The following is a 17,955-nucleotide window of genomic DNA, read 5'->3' as shown; positions in this document are numbered from 1 at the left end:
GTCCCGCGGGCGCGTCGTTTCAGGATCGCTCGCCCTCACCCCGCCATCTTTCCGAGGGCCGGCAAATCCGCTAAGCCTTCGGGTCATGACGATACCGCCCTTTCTCTCGATCGATCCATCCAACCGACATGTCTCGCTGGATGCCCGCAATCCGGCCTTCTACGGCAACCCGAATGCCGTCTATGCCGCGCTGCACGCCCATTGCCCGACATTCTACTGGCGCGAGCAGAAGCAGTGGTTCTTCACCGGCTACGACCATGTGAACGGGCTGCTGCGCGACCGCCGCTTCGGCCGGCAGATCCTGCATATCGCCAGCCGCGAGGAGCTGGGGCTTGCCGAGCCGATGCCGCATCTTGAAAATTTCGATCTCTCGGAACGGTATTCGCTGCTCGAACTCGAACCGCCGGAGCACACGCGGCTGCGCACGCTCGTCAACCGCGCCTTCGTCTCTCGCCATGTCGAAAAGATGAAGCCGGAACTTGCCGACCTCGCCAACCGGCTGATCGACGGCTTTGCCGACCAGGGCGAGGTCGAGCTGCTCTCCGCCTTTGCCGACATCATCCCGGTGACGATGATCGCGCGGATGATCGGCATTCCCGAGGAGATGGGGCCGCAGCTGCTCGCCTGGTCGCACGCCTATGTCCGCATGTACATGTTCGGCCGCACGCGCGCCCAGGAAGACGAGGCCGAACGGGCGGCGAAGGAATTTTCCGACTACGTCAGGACCGTCATCACGGAACGCCGCGCCGCGCCGCGCGACGACCTGCTGACCCACATGATCCATACCGAGCACAAGGGGCAGTATCTCACAGAGGAAGAGCTGATCTCGACGACGATCGTGCTGCTCAATGCCGGGCACGAGGCGACCGTGCACCAGATCGGCAATTCCGTGCGCACCATTCTCGAGAGCGGCTCGAATCCGGCAACGCTCTTCCGCGACGAGGCGACGACGGAGCGCACCGTCGAGGAAACCCTGCGCATCTGCGCGCCGGTCCACATCTTTCAGCGCTGGGCGCTCGAGCCGGCCGAAATCGACGGCGTCTCGTTCCAGCGCGGCGACAAGGTGAGCCTAATTCTGGCCGCCGCCAACCTCGACCCGACGAAATTTTCCGATCCCCTCACCTTCCGTCCGGACCGCAGCGAGGCGGCAAACCTCTCCTTCGGCGCCGGGATCCATTTCTGCATCGGCGCGCCGCTGGCGCGGCTGGAACTCAACGTCGTGCTGCCGATCCTGTTCGCAAGGCTTGCCGGCTTGAAGCTGGCAAAGACGCCCGTGGTCAAGGACGTCTATCATTTCCACGGGCTCGACCGGCTGGACCTGCGGTGGTGACCCGTTCGGAAGCGCTGATCAGCCGCAGCGGCCGGTGATGCCCCAGCCTCAGCCTTTTGGTTGAAACGCGGATTGACAAAACTTATCGGGACAGCCGCCGCATGGGCCGGCGACGGCCATGCCCGAAAATGTGGCGATCGATGCGGAAAGCCTGCTGGTTGGTACGCCTGATCGGAGCATATGCCACGAAATCCACGGCGTCAGGCGGCCGACTCTTCTTCCAGCTTGCTGGATATGTCACGGGCCGACATAGGCCTGCCAATCAGATATCCCTGAAGCTGATCGCAGCCGGCCTCTCGCAAGATCGTCGCCTGGCGGCTGGTCTCGATGCCTTCGGCGGTCACCGGGATCTGCAAAGCGGTTGCCAGGGAAATGGTTGCCCGAAGCACATCGGCGCCGTTGGCACCTTCATCGAGAGCGGACACAAGCGAGCGGTCGATCTTCATGCGATCGAACCCGAACTGCCGCAAGGCGCCAATGCTGGCGTAGCCGCAGCCAAAGTCGTCAAGCGCGAACTTTATGCCGACGCGCTTGAGCTGGTCTATCGACCGCCGGGCCTGATCCGGATTCGTCATCAGGACGCCTTCGGTGATTTCCAGGGTCAGGCGCTTTGGATTGAAATCGAGCTCCTGCAGGACCGAAATCACTTCGGCGGCAAATTCGGGATTGCAGAGCTGGATCGGCGAGACGTTGACCGACAATGCCAGATCCGGCCAGCTCCTGGCATGCTCGATCGAAGTTCTCAGCATGTGCACGCCGAGCGCATCGATGAGACCGCACCGCTCGGCGAGCGGGATGAAAATCTCCGGGCTGATGTGTCCTGTCGGCGTTCGCCAGCGCGCCAGTGCTTCAAGACCGGTGACAGCGCCTGTCGTGGCAGAAACGAGAGGCTGGAAAACAGCCTCGATCGCACCAGTGCTGATGGCGCCTTTCAAAAGGCCTTCCAACTCGGCGATCCGTTGGCGCTCCTCGTCCAGTTCGGGGTCGTATTCGATCGCCTGGCCTCGGCCGTTTGCCTTGGCGCGGTAGAGGGCCATATCCGCTCTGCGCAGAAGCTCCAAAGGCTCGATGTCTCCGTCACCCGCGGCAGCGCCGATGCTTGCACCGACTTCGATCGTCCGGCCGTCGATTTTGAAGGGCTCGGCAAACAGCGCCAGAATGGTTTTTTCCATCTCTTCACAGGTGGCGGACCCAACATGCACCAGCGCAAATTCGTCGCCGCCCAGCCGGGCCGCGGCAACGACTTCGGGATGGCAGCCCACCAGGGCGGTCGAGACCAGCCGGATCAAATCGTCGCCGACCGCATGCCCCCAGGCATCGTTGACGGCCTTGAAGCCGTCAAGGTCGACCAGATAGAGCCGTGGCGGCGAAGAGCCCAGCCCTTCCAACTCCTCCAGCAGGCCGAGAAGCCCATGCCTGTTCAACAGACCGCTCAGGCTGTCATGGCCGGCTTCGAAAAGTGCTGCTTGCGCCAGTTGGCGCAGGCGCCGCGTCTCGGATGCGCCGAGCATCAGCACGCCGATCAGGAACAGCGCCAGGATGACGACGGCGGCCGCCACATATGGCGTTACCTGCTGGAACACCGTACTTCCAGGGGCTTTGCTCGGCCAGACGAGATAACCGATGACGGCGCCTTTGATGTCGGTGATCGGCGTGTTCAGAAATTCCGGTCTGGGCTTCGTCTCAAGGTGCAGGCCTTCGAGTTCATGTTCGTCCGAGAGCGTGTCGAGAACCTCGGGCGTAAATTCCTTGTAGAAACTCAGCGTGCTGAGCTTCGGAAGCTCGCCGGCGGTCTGGAATGGCTGGATCGCCTGCGATGCGAGCAGGGCGATGCCGTTTTCGGTCTTGATGAAATTGACGAGCGGCGCCCGGGCCGGATCGGCAGCCGCGTTGGTCTGCCGAAAAAAGCCTTCGCCGAAAAAGGCGGTCGGCTCGAAGGGCTTGCCCTTGGCATATGCGGAGACGATCGAAGTCCGGTCGGGACCGATAACGACCGCGCCGTCATAGAGCGCGTAATCCTCACTGGTCTTTCCCCAATTTTCAAAAGCCCAAGCGGCGGCGGTCGGAGACGAGGCTGCACTATAGGCATCGTCCCATATGGCATTGTCCGTCGTCGTCCCGCTCAGGCGCGCCACAAAGGCTGAGATCGCCGCACGGGCGGCGCGCGTGGCCCGCGCATCATCGATCTCATTTGCCGACCGGGTCATCGTGACGACGACATGCGCCATCAGGCCGGTCAGGACAAGGGCGACGACGAGGAAGCAGACCGTTGTCGCGATGATGGAGGACGTTTGAGTCCGAACGTACCTACCTGCAAGGGTCGACATGCAAATTCCGCAAAAGATTGATTGCAAGGCCATGTCTGTGAGACGGCAGGAGACATCATGTCCGCTATGCGCTGCGGACGAGATATAGCATTTTGACGATGTAGGCCCGATTAATGGGATTGGTTAAAAGCGTTCTATCTGGGAAAGAGGCGCGGTCATTCGCACAAAGACCGGCCGTCCCCGCCGCAATTCGGGACAGGCCGACCATCGTCGGCGGCGATTTGCCGGCACGGCCTAAACCTTGATCACATAGTCCTTGCGAGTCGTTTCAACGACTTCCCACGTTCCCTTGAAGCCGGGTCTCAGGATCATCCGGTCGCCCGTCTTCAGATGAACCGGCTCGCCGCCGTCCTCGGTCACGATCGAATGGCCGGACAGCAGGCTGAAATATTCCCATTCCTCGTAGACGATTCGCCACTTGCCCGGCGTTGCCTCCCAAACCCCGGAATAGAGGCCACCTTCGGCCTCCTCCAGGCTCCAGGTGCGAAATTGCGGATCGCCGGAGATGATCCGGCCGGCCTCCGGAGCGCCGAACTCCGGCTCGACGCCGTCAATGCTGAAGGTGATGAAATGAGTCATGGTCAGGACCTCCGACTTCAGATCTTCGAGAGCGCCTGTTCGAGATCGGCGATGATGTCCTTGACGTCCTCGATGCCGACGGAGAGGCGGACCACATCCGGTCCGGCGCCGGCTGAGGTCTTCTGCTCGTCGCTCAACTGCCGGTGCGTCGTCGAGGCCGGATGGATGACGAGCGAGCGGGTGTCGCCGATATTGGCAAGATGGGAGAAGAGCTGCAGCCCCTCGACCAGCGCCTTGCCTGCCTCGTAACCGCCCTCGACGCCGAAGGTGAAGACGGAACCGGCGCCTTTCGGCGAGTAGCGCTGCTGCAGGGCGTGGTTCGGATCGTCGTCGAGGCCGGCATAGTTCACCCAGGCGATTTTGCTGTGGGCCTTCAGCCATTTCGCCACCGCGATCGCATTGTCGCTGTGGCGCTGCATGCGCAGCGGCAGCGTCTCGATGCCGGTCAGGATCAGGAAGGCGTTGAAGGGCGAGATCGCCGGCCCGAGATCGCGCAGGCCGAGCACGCGGGCAGCGATCGCAAAGGCGAAATTGCCGAAGGTCGCGTGCAGGATCATGCCGTTATATTCCGGCCGCGGGCTCGACAGCATCGGGTAATTGCCCGATTTCGACCAGTCGAAAGTGCCGCCGTCGACGATAAGGCCGCCCATGGAATTGCCGTGGCCGCCGAGAAACTTCGTCAGCGAATGCACGACGATATCGGCGCCGTGTTCGATCGGGCGGATGAGATAGGGGGTTGCCATCGTATTGTCGACGATCAGCGGCAGGCCGTTGCGATGGGCGACATCGGCAATGGCGGCGATATCAACGAAGGTGCCGCCGGGATTGGCCAGGCTTTCGATGAAGATACCGCGCGTCTTGTCGTCGATCTGGCTTTCGAAGCTTGCCGGATCGGCGGGATCGGCCCAACGCACCTGCCAGCCGAAATTCTCGAAGGCGTGGCCGAATTGGTTGATGGAGCCGCCGTAGAGCCTGTTGGCGGCGATGAAATTCTCGCCGGGGCGCATGATGGTGTGGAAGACGATCATCTGCGCCGCATGGCCGGAGGCGACGGCAAGCGCCGCCGTGCCGCCTTCGAGCGCTGCGACGCGCTCCTCGAGCACGGCCTGGGTCGGGTTCATGATGCGGGTGTAGATGTTGCCGAAGGCCTGCAGGCCGAAGAGGGCGGCCGCGTGATCGGAATCATTGAAGACGAAGGCGGTCGTCTGATAGATCGGTGTTACCCGCGCGCCGGTCGCCGGGTCGGGCTGAGCGCCGGCATGGATCGCCAACGTGTTGAATCCCGGATCGTTCTTGGCCATGTCGTCCTCCAATTATTGCTGACGGACGGGATCATAGCCGCTTGAAGACGAAAGTTAATCGCGATCCGTTTCAACCCAATGGCGTTCGGTGGAAAATCCGTCTCTCCAGACCGCAACTCAGGCAATGAGACGGGGATATTCGATCGCCGGGCAGCGGTCCATCACCACCTTGATGCCGGCGGCTTCCGCCTTTGCCGCAGCCGCATCGTCGCGGACGCCGAGCTGGGCCCAGATGATCTTCGGCAACGGCCTCAGCGCCAAGGCCTCCTCGACAACACCGTCCAGATATTCAGCGGCGCGGAACACGTCGACCATGTCGATCGGCACGGGAATGTCGGCGAGCCGGGCATAGACGGTGCGGCCCTGGATCTGTTTGCCCGCCTGCCCCGGGTTGACGGGAATGACCTCGTAGCCGCGCGACAGCAGATAACCCATGACGCCGTTGCTCGGCCGGGCCGGATTGGGCGAAGCGCCGGTCAGCGCGATGGTCTTTACCGAATGCAGGATTCCGGCGAGATAGTCATCCGTGTAGCTGTCGTGGTTCATGTTCGCGTCTCCACTCCCGAAGGCTGCGGCCTGCGGTTTTTTTGCGTTTAGGTGAAACCGGCTGCGTGTCTTTGCCGTATATATGAATTGGGTGCTCCCGGAGGATAATTCGATGAAAAAAATCGCTCTTGCCCTCGTGCTCGTGCTCGCCGCATCGCCGGCGCTGGCGATCTCACGCTACAATCCGCTGACCATGAGCTGCGCCAGCGTGCGCGCCGCCATCCACAATCAGGGCGCCGTCATCTTCCGATACCAGTCTCGTCGCGGTCTGCCCCTTTATGATCGTTACGTCCGCAACAGCCATTATTGCGACGCGACCGATTATGCGGAGTGGACGCACATCCCCTCGAAAGACGATCCCCGCTGCCCGGTTCTGAACTGCCAGAACATAGACAACCTGGACGGGATGCTGTTCGTTCCGCACTATCAGCTCTGATGTTTTCTCAGAAGTAGCGGAGGCTGAAGCGTCGCGCCCATCGCGCTTGCGTAAGGGCTGGAACTCAATCGCGCACGGCGATTTATTTTCGATATTGCAATCAGCAGCTTTAATTTCCACATATGTCAAAGTTATAGAATAATATCTGTATTTCAGCATCATAGAATAATCCGCCGCGGAATTCGCTGATGCCAATTCTCATTTTGTTCATGATAGGTACGGCACACGTTCCCGCGTCCATTAGAAACATCTCATAGTTGAAAGGACCGTGTGGATTGAACGCATATCGCGCGCACGTAAAAATTGCCTTGGCGATCGCACATTGTCTGCATGTTGAAAGGATGCTATTCGACGTGGGAACGCATCCGTGACCGCGTCGCGTTGATTTTCTTGCAAATACCAGTTGTCTTTTGAGATGTTCGCCCCGTCGGGCGAAGCGTACTCTCCCTCCCGTATTCCGGATTTACCCCTTGCCTCTGGACGTCATCCTGCTCGTTCTTTTCGGTGCACTGCTGCATGCGACCTGGAATGCCATCGTCAAAGCCGGCAGCGACAAATCCCTCGATGCGGCGCTGATCTCGGCTGGCGGCGCGGTTTCAGCGCTGCCGTTCCTGGCCTTTCTGCCATTGCCGCACAGCGCCTCCTGGCCGTTCATCGGCGCCTCCGCCATCTTGCAATTCGCCTATTTCCAGCTGGTCGCCGCCGCCTATCGAGCCGGCGATATCGGCCTCGTCTATCCGCTGATGCGTGGCTGCGCACCGCTGCTGATTGCCGCGACAAGCGGTTTCATTCTGAAGGAAAATCTTTCCGGCGGTGCCCTTGCCGGCACAATGACGATCTGCGCCGGCGTGCTCACACTCGCTCTAGAGGCGCGGCACGGCAGCAGCCGCGCCGTCATCCTCTCGCTTGTCAATGCTTGCGTCATCGCCAGCTACACCTATGTCGACGGCATCGGCGCACGCCTTTCCGGCAATGCGGTGTCCTACACATTATGGATGTCGCTGCTGCCGCCGGTGCTGCTGTTTTCCTGGGCGGTTTCGCAGCGCGGCACCCTGGCCGTGGCGCGTCACGTCCGTCGCAACTGGTGGCGCGGCCTCATCGGCGGCGCAGGCTCGATCGCCTCCTACGGACTGGCGCTCTGGGCGATGACGAAAGCCCCGGTCGCAACCGTTGCCGCCCTGCGCGAAACCGCGATCCTCTTTGCGCTGGTGATCTCGATTACCGTCTTCAAGGAAAAGGCCAGCGTCTGGCGCTACGTCGCCGGCGTCGTCATCGCCATTGGCGGGCTGGTTCTGAAACTGACGTAATCATTCGCCTTTCCATTCCGGCAAGCGCTTGCCGAGAAAGGCACCGATGCCTTCCTCGGCATCGCGCGTCAGCATGTTCTCGACCATCACTTTGGCGGCATGATCATAGGCTGCCTCGACCGGCAGCTCGAGCTGCCGATAGAAGGCTTCCTTGCCGATCTTCAGGGTCAGAGGCGACTTGCTGGCGATCACGCCGGCATATTTGGAGACGACCTGCGCCAGATACTGCTTCGGCACGATGCGGTTGACGAGGCCGAAATCCTTGGCTGTGGAGGCGTCGATGGTCTCGCCGGTCAGCAGCATCTCCATCGCCTGTTTGCGATGGGCGGCCCGGGAAACGGCGACCATCGGGGTCGAGCAGAACAGGCCGATATTGACGCCCGGCGTGCAGAATGTCGACGTGTCCGTGCAGATCGCCAGATCGCAGGAGGCGACGAGCTGGCAGCCGGCCGCCGTCGCCAGCCCATCGATCTCGGCGATGACCGGTTTCGGCAGATGCGCGATCTTCAGCATCAGATCGGCGCAGAGCCGGAAGGCCCTCTCGAAGAAACCGGCTCCCTGATCCGCATCGGCACGATGGGCGGTGAGTTCCTTGAGATCATGGCCGGCGGAAAAGACATTGCCGGTCGAGGCGATGACGACGACGCACACGCTCGCATCCGATCCGGCCTTGTCGAGCTCGGCGATCAGCGCTTGGAGAAGGGCGATCGACAGCGCATTGGCCGGCGGGTCGTTGAGCACGAGACGCAGCACGCCGTCGCGCGACGAGCGGAGCAGCAAGCCATCCGCTTTGCCTGCCTCCGGGAAGGATACGATTTCGGCCATGATGCTGCTCCCTGCGCTCGATTTCCAGACTGAGGTATTGCCACAAGGCGCCGGCAATTTCGAGCGGCATCCACGCTTTTCGCGCAAGCCCTCTTGGTCAGGACCAGAACCAGGATTTCGATATTTCGGCCTTGGCCTGTGCACGGGTCAGGCCGATGTCGCGAAGCTCGTCCTCGGTGAGTTCGCACAGCGTGCGGCGGCTGCGGCGCTTTTCCAGGCGATGCTCGACGGCCGCAAGCAGCCATCGGCCCCGGCGCGCCATCCCGCCAATCTTCGACCGAGCGATATCGCGCGGCGTTTCGAGTCTCTCGCTCAATTCCAAGGCCATTTCGTCTTCCTTTCCTCGACGGAAGAAATGCGCTGGAGAATGCTGCGAAGGAAGCTTATGGATATTATGAGATACATAAGGATTCCTTTGGTATGGCGCTCAGCCTCGATCAGCTTGCAACCTTCGTCAACGTCGCCGATCTCGGAAGCTTTACGGCCGCGGCCGACAAGGAAGGACTGACGCAGCCGGCCGTCAGCCTGCAGGTCAAGGGGCTCGAACAGCGGCTCGGCGTTCGGCTGATCGAGCGCGTCGGACGGCGGGCGCAGCCGACCGCGGCGGGCCTCGATCTGCTGGCGCATGCAAGGCGCCTGCTCCAGGACGCGGCGACCGCCGAGGAAGCGATGATGCCCTATCGGGATGGCGCCAGCGGCCGCGTGCGGATCGGCAGCGGCGGCACCGCGTCGATCCATCTGCTTCCCCGCGCCATTGCCGCCGCCCGCAAATCCATGCCCGGCCTCGAAATCACCGTCCATATCGGCAATGCCGACGACATCTTGCGTGATTTGGAAGCCAACAGCCTCGATATCGCCGTCATCGCGCTGCCGGCCTCGGGACGGAACCTTGAGATCGAACCGTTCTACGAAGAGGAATTGCTGGCCGTGGCGCCGGCCGGTAGCCGCATGCCCGAAGGCGGACCGGACGCCGCCTTCATGCGCGACAGGACGCTGCTGCTGTATGAGGGCGGCAATACCAGGCGAGCGATCGACGCGTGGCTGGCCGCCCCGGACACTAGGATCCGGCCGGCGATGGAGTTCGGCAGCATCGAGGCGATCAAGGAACTGGTGGCCGTCGGGCTCGGCTGGTCGATCCTGCCGGGGCTGGCGGTAAAGCGCGACCGCGCCGGCCTCGTGACGACATCATCGCTGCGGCCTAAGCTCACGCGCCGCCTCGGGATGGTTCTGCGCCGCGACAAACATCTGACACGCGGCCTTCGCGAAATGATGAAATGCCTGCGCGCCTTCGAGGATTAGCGGCAGCTCTCGGCGGTCGCGTACGCTTTCGCGGCCGGCGGGTTTAAGCCCGCCACAGGTGACGCCAACACCAAATACGGCAGATTCCAGTCGCCAAATTTGAGGTAACATAATACCATACTATTAACCTATTGTTTCTGCTTGTATTTTTTTCAAAACCTCGGGAACGTCGATGTTGACCCCATGTCACATTCCCTTTATACACCGCGCCAGAACGCAGCCTGTCCGGGCTGCTTTCTTTTTGGCATGCTGCAAGCCTGTCAATTCAAGCAACAAGAAACGCCCTTCAAGCCCTCGGGCCAAGGGTCTCAAAAGAGAGTATTCACTATGGCAACCTTCTCCCAGAAGCCTGCAGAGGTGGAGAAGAAGTGGGTGATCATCGACGCCGAAGGGCTGGTCGTTGGCCGTCTCGCTTCCATCATCGCTATGCGCCTGCGCGGCAAGCACAAGGCAACCTTCACGCCCCACGTTGACGACGGCGACAACGTCATCGTCATCAATGCCGACAAGGTCGTTTTCACCGGCAAGAAGTATTCCGACAAGGTCTACTACTGGCACACCGGCTTTGCCGGCGGCATCAAGGAACGCACCGCGCGCCAGATCATCGAAGGCCGCTTCCCGGAGCGCGTCCTCGAAAAGGCCGTCGAACGCATGGTTCCGCGCGGCCCACTCGGCCGTCGCCAGATGAAGAACCTGCGCGTCTACGCCGGCTCCAACCATCCCCATGAAGCCCAGCAGCCGGTCGCCCTCGACGTTGCCGCGCTCAACAAAAAGAATGTAAGGAGCGCCTGATCATGGCTGACCTCTCCTCCCTGAAGGATCTCGGCACGGCTTCCGAAGCTGCTGCTCCGGCCCACGTCCGCAAGGTCGACTCGCTCGGCCGCTCCTACGCGACCGGCAAGCGCAAGAACGCTGTCGCCCGCGTCTGGGTCAAGCCGGGCTCCGGCAAGATCATCGTCAACGGCAAGGAATTCGCGGAATATTTCGCCCGTCCGGTGCTGCAGATGATCCTGCGTCAGCCGATCGTTGCGGCTGCCCGTGACGGCCAGTTCGACATCGTCGCAACCGTTGCCGGCGGCGGCCTCTCCGGCCAGGCCGGTGCTGTTCGCCACGGTCTGTCCAAGGCGCTCACCTACTTCGAACCGGGCCTGCGCTCGGTGCTGAAGAAGGGCGGCTTCCTGACCCGCGACAGCCGCGTCGTCGAACGTAAGAAGTACGGCAAGGCCAAGGCTCGCCGCTCCTTCCAGTTCTCCAAGCGTTAATCGCTTCGAACAGACGGAATTACGAAGGCCGGGGCAACCCGGCCTTTTTTATTGTGCAATCGGCTTAAAAGGGCAGAACCACTGCCACGCGCGCGCTTCAGGACGCCAAAACATCCCGCGCAAAACCGCGCTGCGGTTCCGCGGTAACGGTGTGGGTCAAACAAAAGCAGAAGCAGCGCGTCTGAAAGATAGCGACGCGCCTTGGTTCGCCCCACCCGGCGTGCATCAGTCGGAAGAAAGGGAGGCCACGCCGTTTCCATCCACCACGTCGTCTTGCCTGAGAGCGACCACGATTTCGTCGGCGACGGCTTCCGCACCCGCCGGGGTGAAATGCACTTTGTCGGAAATGAACGTCTTGCCGTCCCGCGCCAGATCGCACCGCCCCGCCTCTCTCCCACAGAAAATCCTGGCCGGATCGACGCGTAGGACATGCCTGTCTTTGGGACCGTCGAGATAGGCGTAGGAAGGCGACGATTGCTGGAGAAATTCATCCTGGGCGATCGTGATCGTCGGCGCCGGCGTGCCCTTGTGCATCAGTTTCGCGACCTTGGCGGCGATCTCCGTGTCGCCGCGCGGATGAGGATAGACGATGACGACGCGGATGCCGGCCGATGTCAGCGCGCCGACGGTTTTGTCGAAAGCATCCCTCAACCTCTGTCCCACGTCTGATGTCGCGACCTCTTCGCCGTTGAAGATGTACCGGGATTGCTCGAAAAAGATCTTCCATGAGGCGGCGAGGAAGACCGTTTTCACCTTGCTCTTGACGAGATAGTCGATCGCCGCAGCGTTGAAGGCGCCGCAGTCGCGCGCCTGGTGAGGGACCATCGAGACGTCGGCGACCGGCGCACAGAAGCTGTGGGTGATCTGCTGCAGGCCGATATTCATGCCGTCCAGGCGCTTGGCCAGCGCCGGTGTCAGCGACGAGGCTAGGGAATCTCCGAGGATGGCGTAAGTCTGGGCGTGGTTGCCGTTAAATACGCAGTCCTCGATCGGCATCGCATCCCAGCCCGACGCGCCCTCGATAAGGCAGGTCTTGCTCCAATCATTGTCCGCCATGAATTCCTTGATCGGCGCCGGCAGCCGCCAGGGAATCCCACGCGTGTCGTGGCCGTAGATGCCGAAGGCGATGAAGGCTGCAAGCACCAGGGACACGGATGCGACCAGGCTGCGGGTGGACGGCAGCAACCGGCGCTCGCCGCGGCGGAACGGCTGCTCGACGAAACGCCAGGAGATATAGGCGAGCATAAGAGAAAGGCAGGCAAGAGCGCCCATCACAGCGAGCGACGGCGGATCGATACTGCGAATCCGCGCAAAGGCAAAAAGCGGCTGGTGCCAGAGATAGGCGCTGTAGCTGATCTGCCCGATCATGGTGAAGATGCGGGTCGAAAGCAGTGCCGCCACCCAGGTTCCCTGTCGTGCATAGAGCAGCACGAGCATCGCGCCGATCACGGGAACCAGGGCGAGCGTGGAGGGAATCGGCGAGGTTTCGTCGAAATAGAAGACGGAGAAGGCGATCATGCCGAACCCCAGCAGCGACAACGGATCGTTGCCGCGCTTCTGCCCCTTCGACTGCACCAAGCTGCAGATCGATCCGGCCAGAAACTCCCAGGCCCGCGAGGGCAGGAAATAGAAATTGGCCGAGGGAAAGACCCGCGAGGCCCACTCGCTGTAGGCAAGGCTGGCACACGCGATCGCAACCAGGACCGCAAACATCCAACTCGGCTTGCGCTTCCCCATCACCATGACGAGGAGCGGAAAGAACATGTAATACTGCTCTTCGACGGCGAGGCTCCAGATGTGGAGCAGCGGCACCTCTCCGGCTTCCGGTGCGAAATAACCGCTCTTGAACCAGAACAGGAAGTTGGCCCCGGAAAGACTGGTGGCAATCAGGCTGTCGGAGAAGGCGCGAAACTCCTCCGGCATGACCCAGAGCCAGGCGAAGGGCAGAGAGCACAGGATGACGAGAAACAGGGCCGGCAGGAGCCGGCGAGCGCGGCGCTCATAGAATGCCGCCAGCGAGAAGGTGCCGTTGCGCATCTCCTCAAGGATGATCGAGGTGATCAAAAAGCCGCTGATCACGAAGAAAACATCGACACCGATGAAGCCGCCGCTGAAGAAACTGAAGCCCGCATGAAACAGAATGACAGGCATCACCGCGGCCGCCCGCAGGCCGTCAATCTCTCTTCGGTAAATCACTCAAATATTCCCAAAAATATGATGCTAATGCCGGCGAAAAGGAGCGAATCTGCAACCCGGCCTTGCATAGGCAGTCGTGGTATTTTCTGCAAGTATTACTTTTAGAAAAAATTTGACTAAACCACCGCTTTTATCCGGATCACCGGCGCCGGAGGAGGCATGCTCAGTTGTCGAGCCTTGGCTACGCTGCTAGATAGGAGCAAAGGGGCTTCGGGAATGAGCGGAGCCGCAGTCAGGGGCGCATGATGGGAACAACCAAGTCCGCAGACAAATAGGCCGCAACAACTCTGCCCTGTTGTTGCGGCGTCTGTCCGGCCAATCCTGATACTGATGAAGAGACAGATCGCCGCCGAATGAAAATCATTTGAGCGGGTTCTTTCCCATGTCTTATCCCAAAATCCAGCGCTGGACCTATTCCCTGCCGGCAGCCTTGCTGCTGATGGCGCCTTTCGACATCCTGGCCTCGCTTGCCATGGACATCTATCTGCCGGTCGTGCCGACGATGCCGGAGGCGCTCGGCACCTCGCGTGCGGTCATCCAACTGACCCTCAGCCTCTACATGCTTGTGCTCGGTGCCGGACAGATCGTCTTCGGTCCCGTCTCCGATATCGTCGGGCGGCGGCCCGTTCTGCTCGGCGGGGCGGCACTCTTCGCCGCTGCCTCGCTCTTGCTTGCCGGCGCCTCCTCCGCACCGCTCTTCGTGGCCTTGAGGTTGCTGCAGGCCATCGGCGCGTCGGCGGCCATGGTCGCGACCTTCGCAACCGTGCGTGACGTTTACGCCGGGCGCCCCGAAAGCAGCGCGATCTATAGCCTTCTCGGCTCCATCCTGTCCTTCGTGCCCGCATTGGGCCCGATCGCCGGAGCCCTGATCGCCGATCACCTCGGCTGGCGCGCCATTTTTCTCGTCATCGGCCTGCTGTCGGTTGCCACCCTTCTTAACGCCGGCATGCGGTGGCATGAGACCCGTCCAGCGGCCCCCGCGAAGATCGCTCTGCGCTTAATCCTCAAAAGCTCTCCGTTCTGGGTCTATACAGCCGGCTTCAGCGCGGCGATGGGCGCCTTCTTCGTCTTTTTCTCGACTGCACCCCGGATCCTGATCGATAAAGCCGGCTTCTCCGGCATCGGCTTCAGCGTCGCCTTTGCCACGGTGGCGCTGGCAATGGTCGTGACGGCGCGGTTCACCAAGCGCTTCGTCATGCGCTGGGGCATTGCCGGCAGCCTTGCCAGAGGCATGGCCATGCTGCTTTTCGGAGCCGCGCTGCTGGCCTTCGGCGAGTTGTTTCTGCAGCCTTCGCTTCTCAGCTTCGTCGGGCCGATGTGGATCATCGCAATCGGCATCGTCCTAGCCACAGCGGTCACCGCCAATGGTGCGCTCGACGCCTTTGGGGACATGGCAGGAACGGCCGTCGCGTTCTATTCGTGCATCCAGAGCATCATCGTCAGCTTTGCCGGAACCTTGTTCGTGCTTCTGCTCGGCGGCGACAGCGCCTGGCCGCTCGTGGGTTATGTCTGCGTGACCGCGCTGACGACCCTTTCTGGATTGCGGTGCCTGCGAGAACCGGCCTGACAGCGACGAGAAGGACGGCCGCCCGATAACGACGAGCGGCCGTCGTCCGAACGATTGCTTGAAATCCGTGCGCACCTCGCCTACCCCTGTCTGCGCGACGGATCGGCCAATTCCTTCGCGCGGACCAGGCACCGACGCTTTGACGTCGAGCACCCGCAATGCAGCGTCCGCATTGAACGCGACGATGGTTCTGCGACCGAAAAAAGGAGCATGACTTGGCGAACAGATCGATTGACCACGCCTTCACGGCGACCAGCCTCACGTCAGCCGCCAGCGATCCGACCTTTGCCGGAGCGCTGTCCTTCATGCGCCGGCGCTTCACCAAGGAGCTCGCCGGCGTCGACGTCGCTGTCTGGGGTATTCCCTTCGATGCCGCTACCTCGAACAGGCCGGGCACGCGCTTCGGGCCGCAGGCCATCCGGCGCGCCTCGGCGATCTTCGACAATGATGCGCAATATCCTTTCAACCGCGATCTTTTCGCCGAGATGGCGGTGATCGATTACGGCGATTGCCTGCTCGACTACGGCAATCATCAGGACACGCCTGCTGCCATCGAACGGCAGGCGAACATGATCCTCGACAGCGGCGCCTTCCTGCTGACGCTCGGCGGCGATCACTACGTCACCTGGCCGCTGCTCAAAGCCCATGCGGCAAAACACGGGCCGCTGGCACTGGTTCAGTTCGACGCGCACCAGGACACCTGGTTCGACGAGGACCGGCGGATCGACCACGGCTCCTTCGTGGCACGCGCCGCCCGCGCCGGCATCATCGATCCCGATCGTTCGATCCAGATCGGCATTCGCACCCATGCGCCGGAGGATTGCGGCATCAATATTCTCTACGGTCATCAGGTCGAGGAGATGAGCGCCGGCGACATTGCTTCGGCGATCATCTCGCATACGCGCGGCGCGCCTGCCTATCTCACCTTCGATATCGATTGCCTCGATCCGGCCTTTGCGCCGGGCACCGGCACGCCGGTTGCCGGCGGGCCGTCGAGCGCCAAGATCCTCTCGGTGCTGCAGCGTCTTCACCAGCTCGATATTCGCGGTGCCGATATCGTCGAGGTATCGCCGCCTTACGACCATGCCGACATCACCGCCATTGCGGGAGCAACGGTGGCGATGTATATGCTGGGGCTTCATGCCGAACGACGCGCCATCGCCGTGTCACAAGGCTGACCTATTATCCCAAAATGAATCCGGAAACCTTCTGAACCCATTGAAAGCGCAGGTTAACATGGCACCGAAAATCTTCATCGACGGCGAACACGGCACGACGGGTCTGCAGATCCGCACGCGTATGGCCGGTCGCCGCGATGTCGAGCTTCTGTCCATTCCCGAAGCCGAGCGGCGCAACGCCGCCATGCGCGAGGACATGCTGAACAGCGCCGATATCGCCATTCTCTGCCTGCCCGACGATGCGTCGAAGGAAGCGGTTCAGATGGTCTCGGCCAACAACAATGTGCGCGTCATCGACACCTCGACCGCCTTCCGGGTCAATCCCGGCTGGGCCTATGGCTTTGCCGAAATGGACGGCGCACAGGCAGGCAGGATCAGAGCCGCCCGTTTCGTCGCCAATCCCGGCTGCTATCCGACAGGCGCAATCGGCCTGATCCGGCCGCTGCGTGCCGCCGGCCTCCTGCCGGACGGCTATCCGGTGACGGTCAACGCCGTCTCCGGCTATACCGGCGGCGGCAAGCAGATGATCGCCCAGATGGAAAATGCGGATCACCCGGATGCGATCACCGCGCCGCATTTCCTCTACGGCCTGCCGCTCACCCACAAACATGTGCCCGAGATGACCGTGCACGGGTTGCTCGACCGCGCGCCGATCTTCTCGCCGTCAGTCGGCAAATTCGCGCAGGGCATGATTGTGCAGGTGCCGCTGCATCTCGGCGATCTCGCCGAGGGCACGACGATGGAAAGCCTCCATGCCGCCCTCGCCGCTCATTATGCCGGTCAGGAGGTCGTCACGGTCGTGCCGCTCGCCGAAAGCAAGGCGCTCCCCCGCGTCAACGCCGTCGAGCTCGAAGGCCAGGACACGATGAAGCTCTTCGTCTTCGGCACGCCGGGCGGTTCCCAGGTCAATCTGGTGGCGCTGCTCGACAATCTCGGCAAGGGCGCCTCGGGTGCCGCCGTGCAGAACATGGACCTGATGCTCGCTTCCTGACATTATGACGCTCGAGGCACTCATCGCCGGCGTGCAGGCCTGGTTTGCCGCCGCCCTGCCCGACCATGGCATCTATGCGCTGATGGCGTTTGCCTTCGTCGCCGGGCTCGCCCGCGGCTTTTCAGGCTTCGGCGCCGCGTTGATCTTCGTTCCGCTCGGCGGTGCGATCGTCGGGCCGAAGCTGATCTCACCCATCCTCCTCGTCATCGACGGCATTGCCTCACTCGGGATGATTCCGCCGGCCTGGCGCGGCGCCAACCGGCGCGAAGTCTTCGTCATGGCGGCCGGTGCTGCGCTCGGCATCCCAGCCGGCACGGCGATACTGACGTTGCTCGACCCGCTGATCCTACGCTGGAGTATCACGATCATCGCCATCTGCCTGCTTGCGCTGCTGGTATCTGGATGGCGCTATCACGGGGAGGCGTCCGCACCGCTCACAAGTGGCGTCGGGCTGATCGCCGGGCTTTTCAGCGGCGCCGCGCAGCTCGGCGGGCCACCGGTTGTCGCCTATTGGCTCGGCGGCAAGAGCGACTTCACCCGCGTCAGGGCGAATGTCGTGCTCTATTTCTCGATTTCGAGCGTCTTCAGCGCCATCAGTTATTACTTCGGGGGATTGTTCGTGCCTGCCATCTTCGCGCTGACTGCGGTCATTCTGCCGAGTTATGCGGTCGGGCTCTACGGCGGCTCGAAACTATTCGGGCTCGCCGAGGAGCGGACCTTCCGCATCGCCTGCTACATCCTGATCGCCGCCGCCGCGATCATCGGCATGCCGCTGCTCGACGGTGTGCTGCGGTAGCCCCCTCCGTGGAGC

At 62.0% G+C, this 17,955-nt stretch carries 17 protein-coding genes; 10 read left to right on the top strand and 7 right to left on the bottom strand.

Annotation, left to right across the window (positions count from 1 at the left end):
• The first annotated feature begins 85 nt into the window (after positions 1 to 85).
• A complete protein-coding gene (locus tag AMK05_RS08190) occupies positions 86 to 1,330 on the top strand; it encodes a cytochrome P450 (protein WP_064838055.1) in 1,245 nt (414 codons plus the stop codon).
• 200 nt (positions 1,331 to 1,530) lie between these two features.
• Here the strand turns inward: AMK05_RS08190 and AMK05_RS08185 are convergent, their stop codons facing one another.
• From AMK05_RS08185 to AMK05_RS08170, 4 genes are all read right to left on the bottom strand, one after another.
• Positions 1,531 to 3,657 (bottom strand): bifunctional diguanylate cyclase/phosphodiesterase, encoded by a 2,127-nt coding sequence (locus AMK05_RS08185; RefSeq protein WP_064838054.1) that lies wholly within the window; start codon positions 3,655 to 3,657, stop codon positions 1,531 to 1,533.
• 234 nt (positions 3,658 to 3,891) lie between these two features.
• Entirely contained in the window at positions 3,892 to 4,236 is a 345-nt protein-coding gene (locus tag AMK05_RS08180) for a cupin domain-containing protein (RefSeq protein WP_064838053.1), read from the bottom strand.
• Between the two features lie 17 nt (positions 4,237 to 4,253).
• Positions 4,254 to 5,537 carry an O-acetylhomoserine aminocarboxypropyltransferase gene (locus tag AMK05_RS08175; protein WP_064838052.1) on the bottom strand — a complete coding sequence of 428 codons (1,284 nt, stop codon included), beginning with the start codon at positions 5,535 to 5,537 and terminating at the stop codon, positions 4,254 to 4,256.
• 117 nt (positions 5,538 to 5,654) lie between these two features.
• The gene (locus tag AMK05_RS08170) at positions 5,655 to 6,083 is read right to left on the bottom strand and encodes a CoA-binding protein (protein WP_064838051.1); all 429 of its coding nucleotides are present in this window, start codon (positions 6,081 to 6,083) and stop codon (positions 5,655 to 5,657) included.
• 112 nt (positions 6,084 to 6,195) lie between these two features.
• Between AMK05_RS08170 and AMK05_RS08165 the strand changes: the two genes are divergently transcribed.
• Positions 6,196 to 6,519, top strand: a complete 324-nt coding sequence (locus tag AMK05_RS08165; RefSeq protein ID WP_064838050.1) for a hypothetical protein — start codon at positions 6,196 to 6,198, stop codon at positions 6,517 to 6,519.
• A gap of 470 nt (positions 6,520 to 6,989) precedes the next feature.
• Positions 6,990 to 7,826: an EamA family transporter gene (locus tag AMK05_RS08160; RefSeq protein WP_064838049.1), complete on the top strand. Its 837-nt coding sequence runs from the start codon at positions 6,990 to 6,992 to the stop codon at positions 7,824 to 7,826.
• Here the strand turns inward: AMK05_RS08160 and AMK05_RS08155 are convergent, their stop codons facing one another.
• The gene (locus tag AMK05_RS08155) at positions 7,827 to 8,651 is read right to left on the bottom strand and encodes an enoyl-CoA hydratase (RefSeq protein WP_064838048.1); all 825 of its coding nucleotides are present in this window, start codon (positions 8,649 to 8,651) and stop codon (positions 7,827 to 7,829) included.
• Positions 8,652 to 8,748: 97 nt separating this feature from the next.
• Positions 8,749 to 8,979 carry a DUF1127 domain-containing protein gene (locus AMK05_RS08150; protein WP_064838047.1) on the bottom strand — a complete coding sequence of 77 codons (231 nt, stop codon included), beginning with the start codon at positions 8,977 to 8,979 and terminating at the stop codon, positions 8,749 to 8,751.
• Between the two features lie 92 nt (positions 8,980 to 9,071).
• On the opposite strand from AMK05_RS08150, the gene AMK05_RS08145 reads away from it, so the two are divergent.
• The 3 genes from AMK05_RS08145 to rpsI all read left to right on the top strand — a co-directional run bounded on the left by AMK05_RS08145 (position 9,072) and on the right by rpsI (position 11,212).
• Positions 9,072 to 9,950, top strand: a complete 879-nt coding sequence (locus tag AMK05_RS08145) for a LysR family transcriptional regulator (RefSeq protein WP_064838046.1) — start codon at positions 9,072 to 9,074, stop codon at positions 9,948 to 9,950.
• A gap of 327 nt (positions 9,951 to 10,277) precedes the next feature.
• Positions 10,278 to 10,742: a 50S ribosomal protein L13 gene (gene rplM / locus AMK05_RS08140; protein ID WP_010069368.1), complete on the top strand. Its 465-nt coding sequence runs from the start codon at positions 10,278 to 10,280 to the stop codon at positions 10,740 to 10,742.
• A gap of 2 nt (positions 10,743 to 10,744) precedes the next feature.
• Positions 10,745 to 11,212, top strand: coding sequence for a 30S ribosomal protein S9 (rpsI, locus tag AMK05_RS08135; protein WP_009995734.1), 468 nt, complete (start codon positions 10,745 to 10,747; stop codon positions 11,210 to 11,212).
• A 225-nt stretch (positions 11,213 to 11,437) separates the two neighbouring features.
• Here rpsI and AMK05_RS08130 read toward each other — a convergent pair whose 3' ends face one another.
• Positions 11,438 to 13,408, bottom strand: coding sequence for an acyltransferase family protein (locus AMK05_RS08130; protein WP_064838045.1), 1,971 nt, complete (start codon positions 13,406 to 13,408; stop codon positions 11,438 to 11,440).
• Positions 13,409 to 13,790: 382 nt separating this feature from the next.
• Here AMK05_RS08130 and cml point away from each other — a divergent pair, with 382 nt between their 5' ends.
• The 4 genes from cml (at position 13,791) to AMK05_RS08110 (ending at position 17,940) form a co-directional block, all read left to right on the top strand.
• Positions 13,791 to 14,975, top strand: coding sequence for a CmlA/FloR family chloramphenicol efflux MFS transporter (gene cml / locus AMK05_RS08125; RefSeq protein WP_064838044.1), 1,185 nt, complete (start codon positions 13,791 to 13,793; stop codon positions 14,973 to 14,975).
• 215 nt (positions 14,976 to 15,190) lie between these two features.
• Positions 15,191 to 16,153, top strand: coding sequence for an agmatinase (gene speB, locus AMK05_RS08120; protein ID WP_064838043.1), 963 nt, complete (start codon positions 15,191 to 15,193; stop codon positions 16,151 to 16,153).
• A 58-nt stretch (positions 16,154 to 16,211) separates the two neighbouring features.
• On the top strand, positions 16,212 to 17,144 hold the full coding sequence (gene argC, locus AMK05_RS08115; RefSeq protein ID WP_064838042.1) for an N-acetyl-gamma-glutamyl-phosphate reductase: 933 nt from the start codon (positions 16,212 to 16,214) through the stop codon (positions 17,142 to 17,144).
• Positions 17,145 to 17,148: 4 nt separating this feature from the next.
• Positions 17,149 to 17,940, top strand: a complete 792-nt coding sequence (locus AMK05_RS08110; protein WP_064838041.1) for a sulfite exporter TauE/SafE family protein — start codon at positions 17,149 to 17,151, stop codon at positions 17,938 to 17,940.
• The last annotated feature ends 15 nt before the right edge of the window (positions 17,941 to 17,955 follow it).

It is taken from the genome of Rhizobium sp. N324 (assembly GCF_001664485.1).
Classification (GTDB): domain Bacteria; phylum Pseudomonadota; class Alphaproteobacteria; order Rhizobiales; family Rhizobiaceae; genus Rhizobium.
The sequence above is the reverse complement of the archived record's forward strand: the minus strand, read 5'-3'. Positions and strand labels throughout refer to the sequence as shown.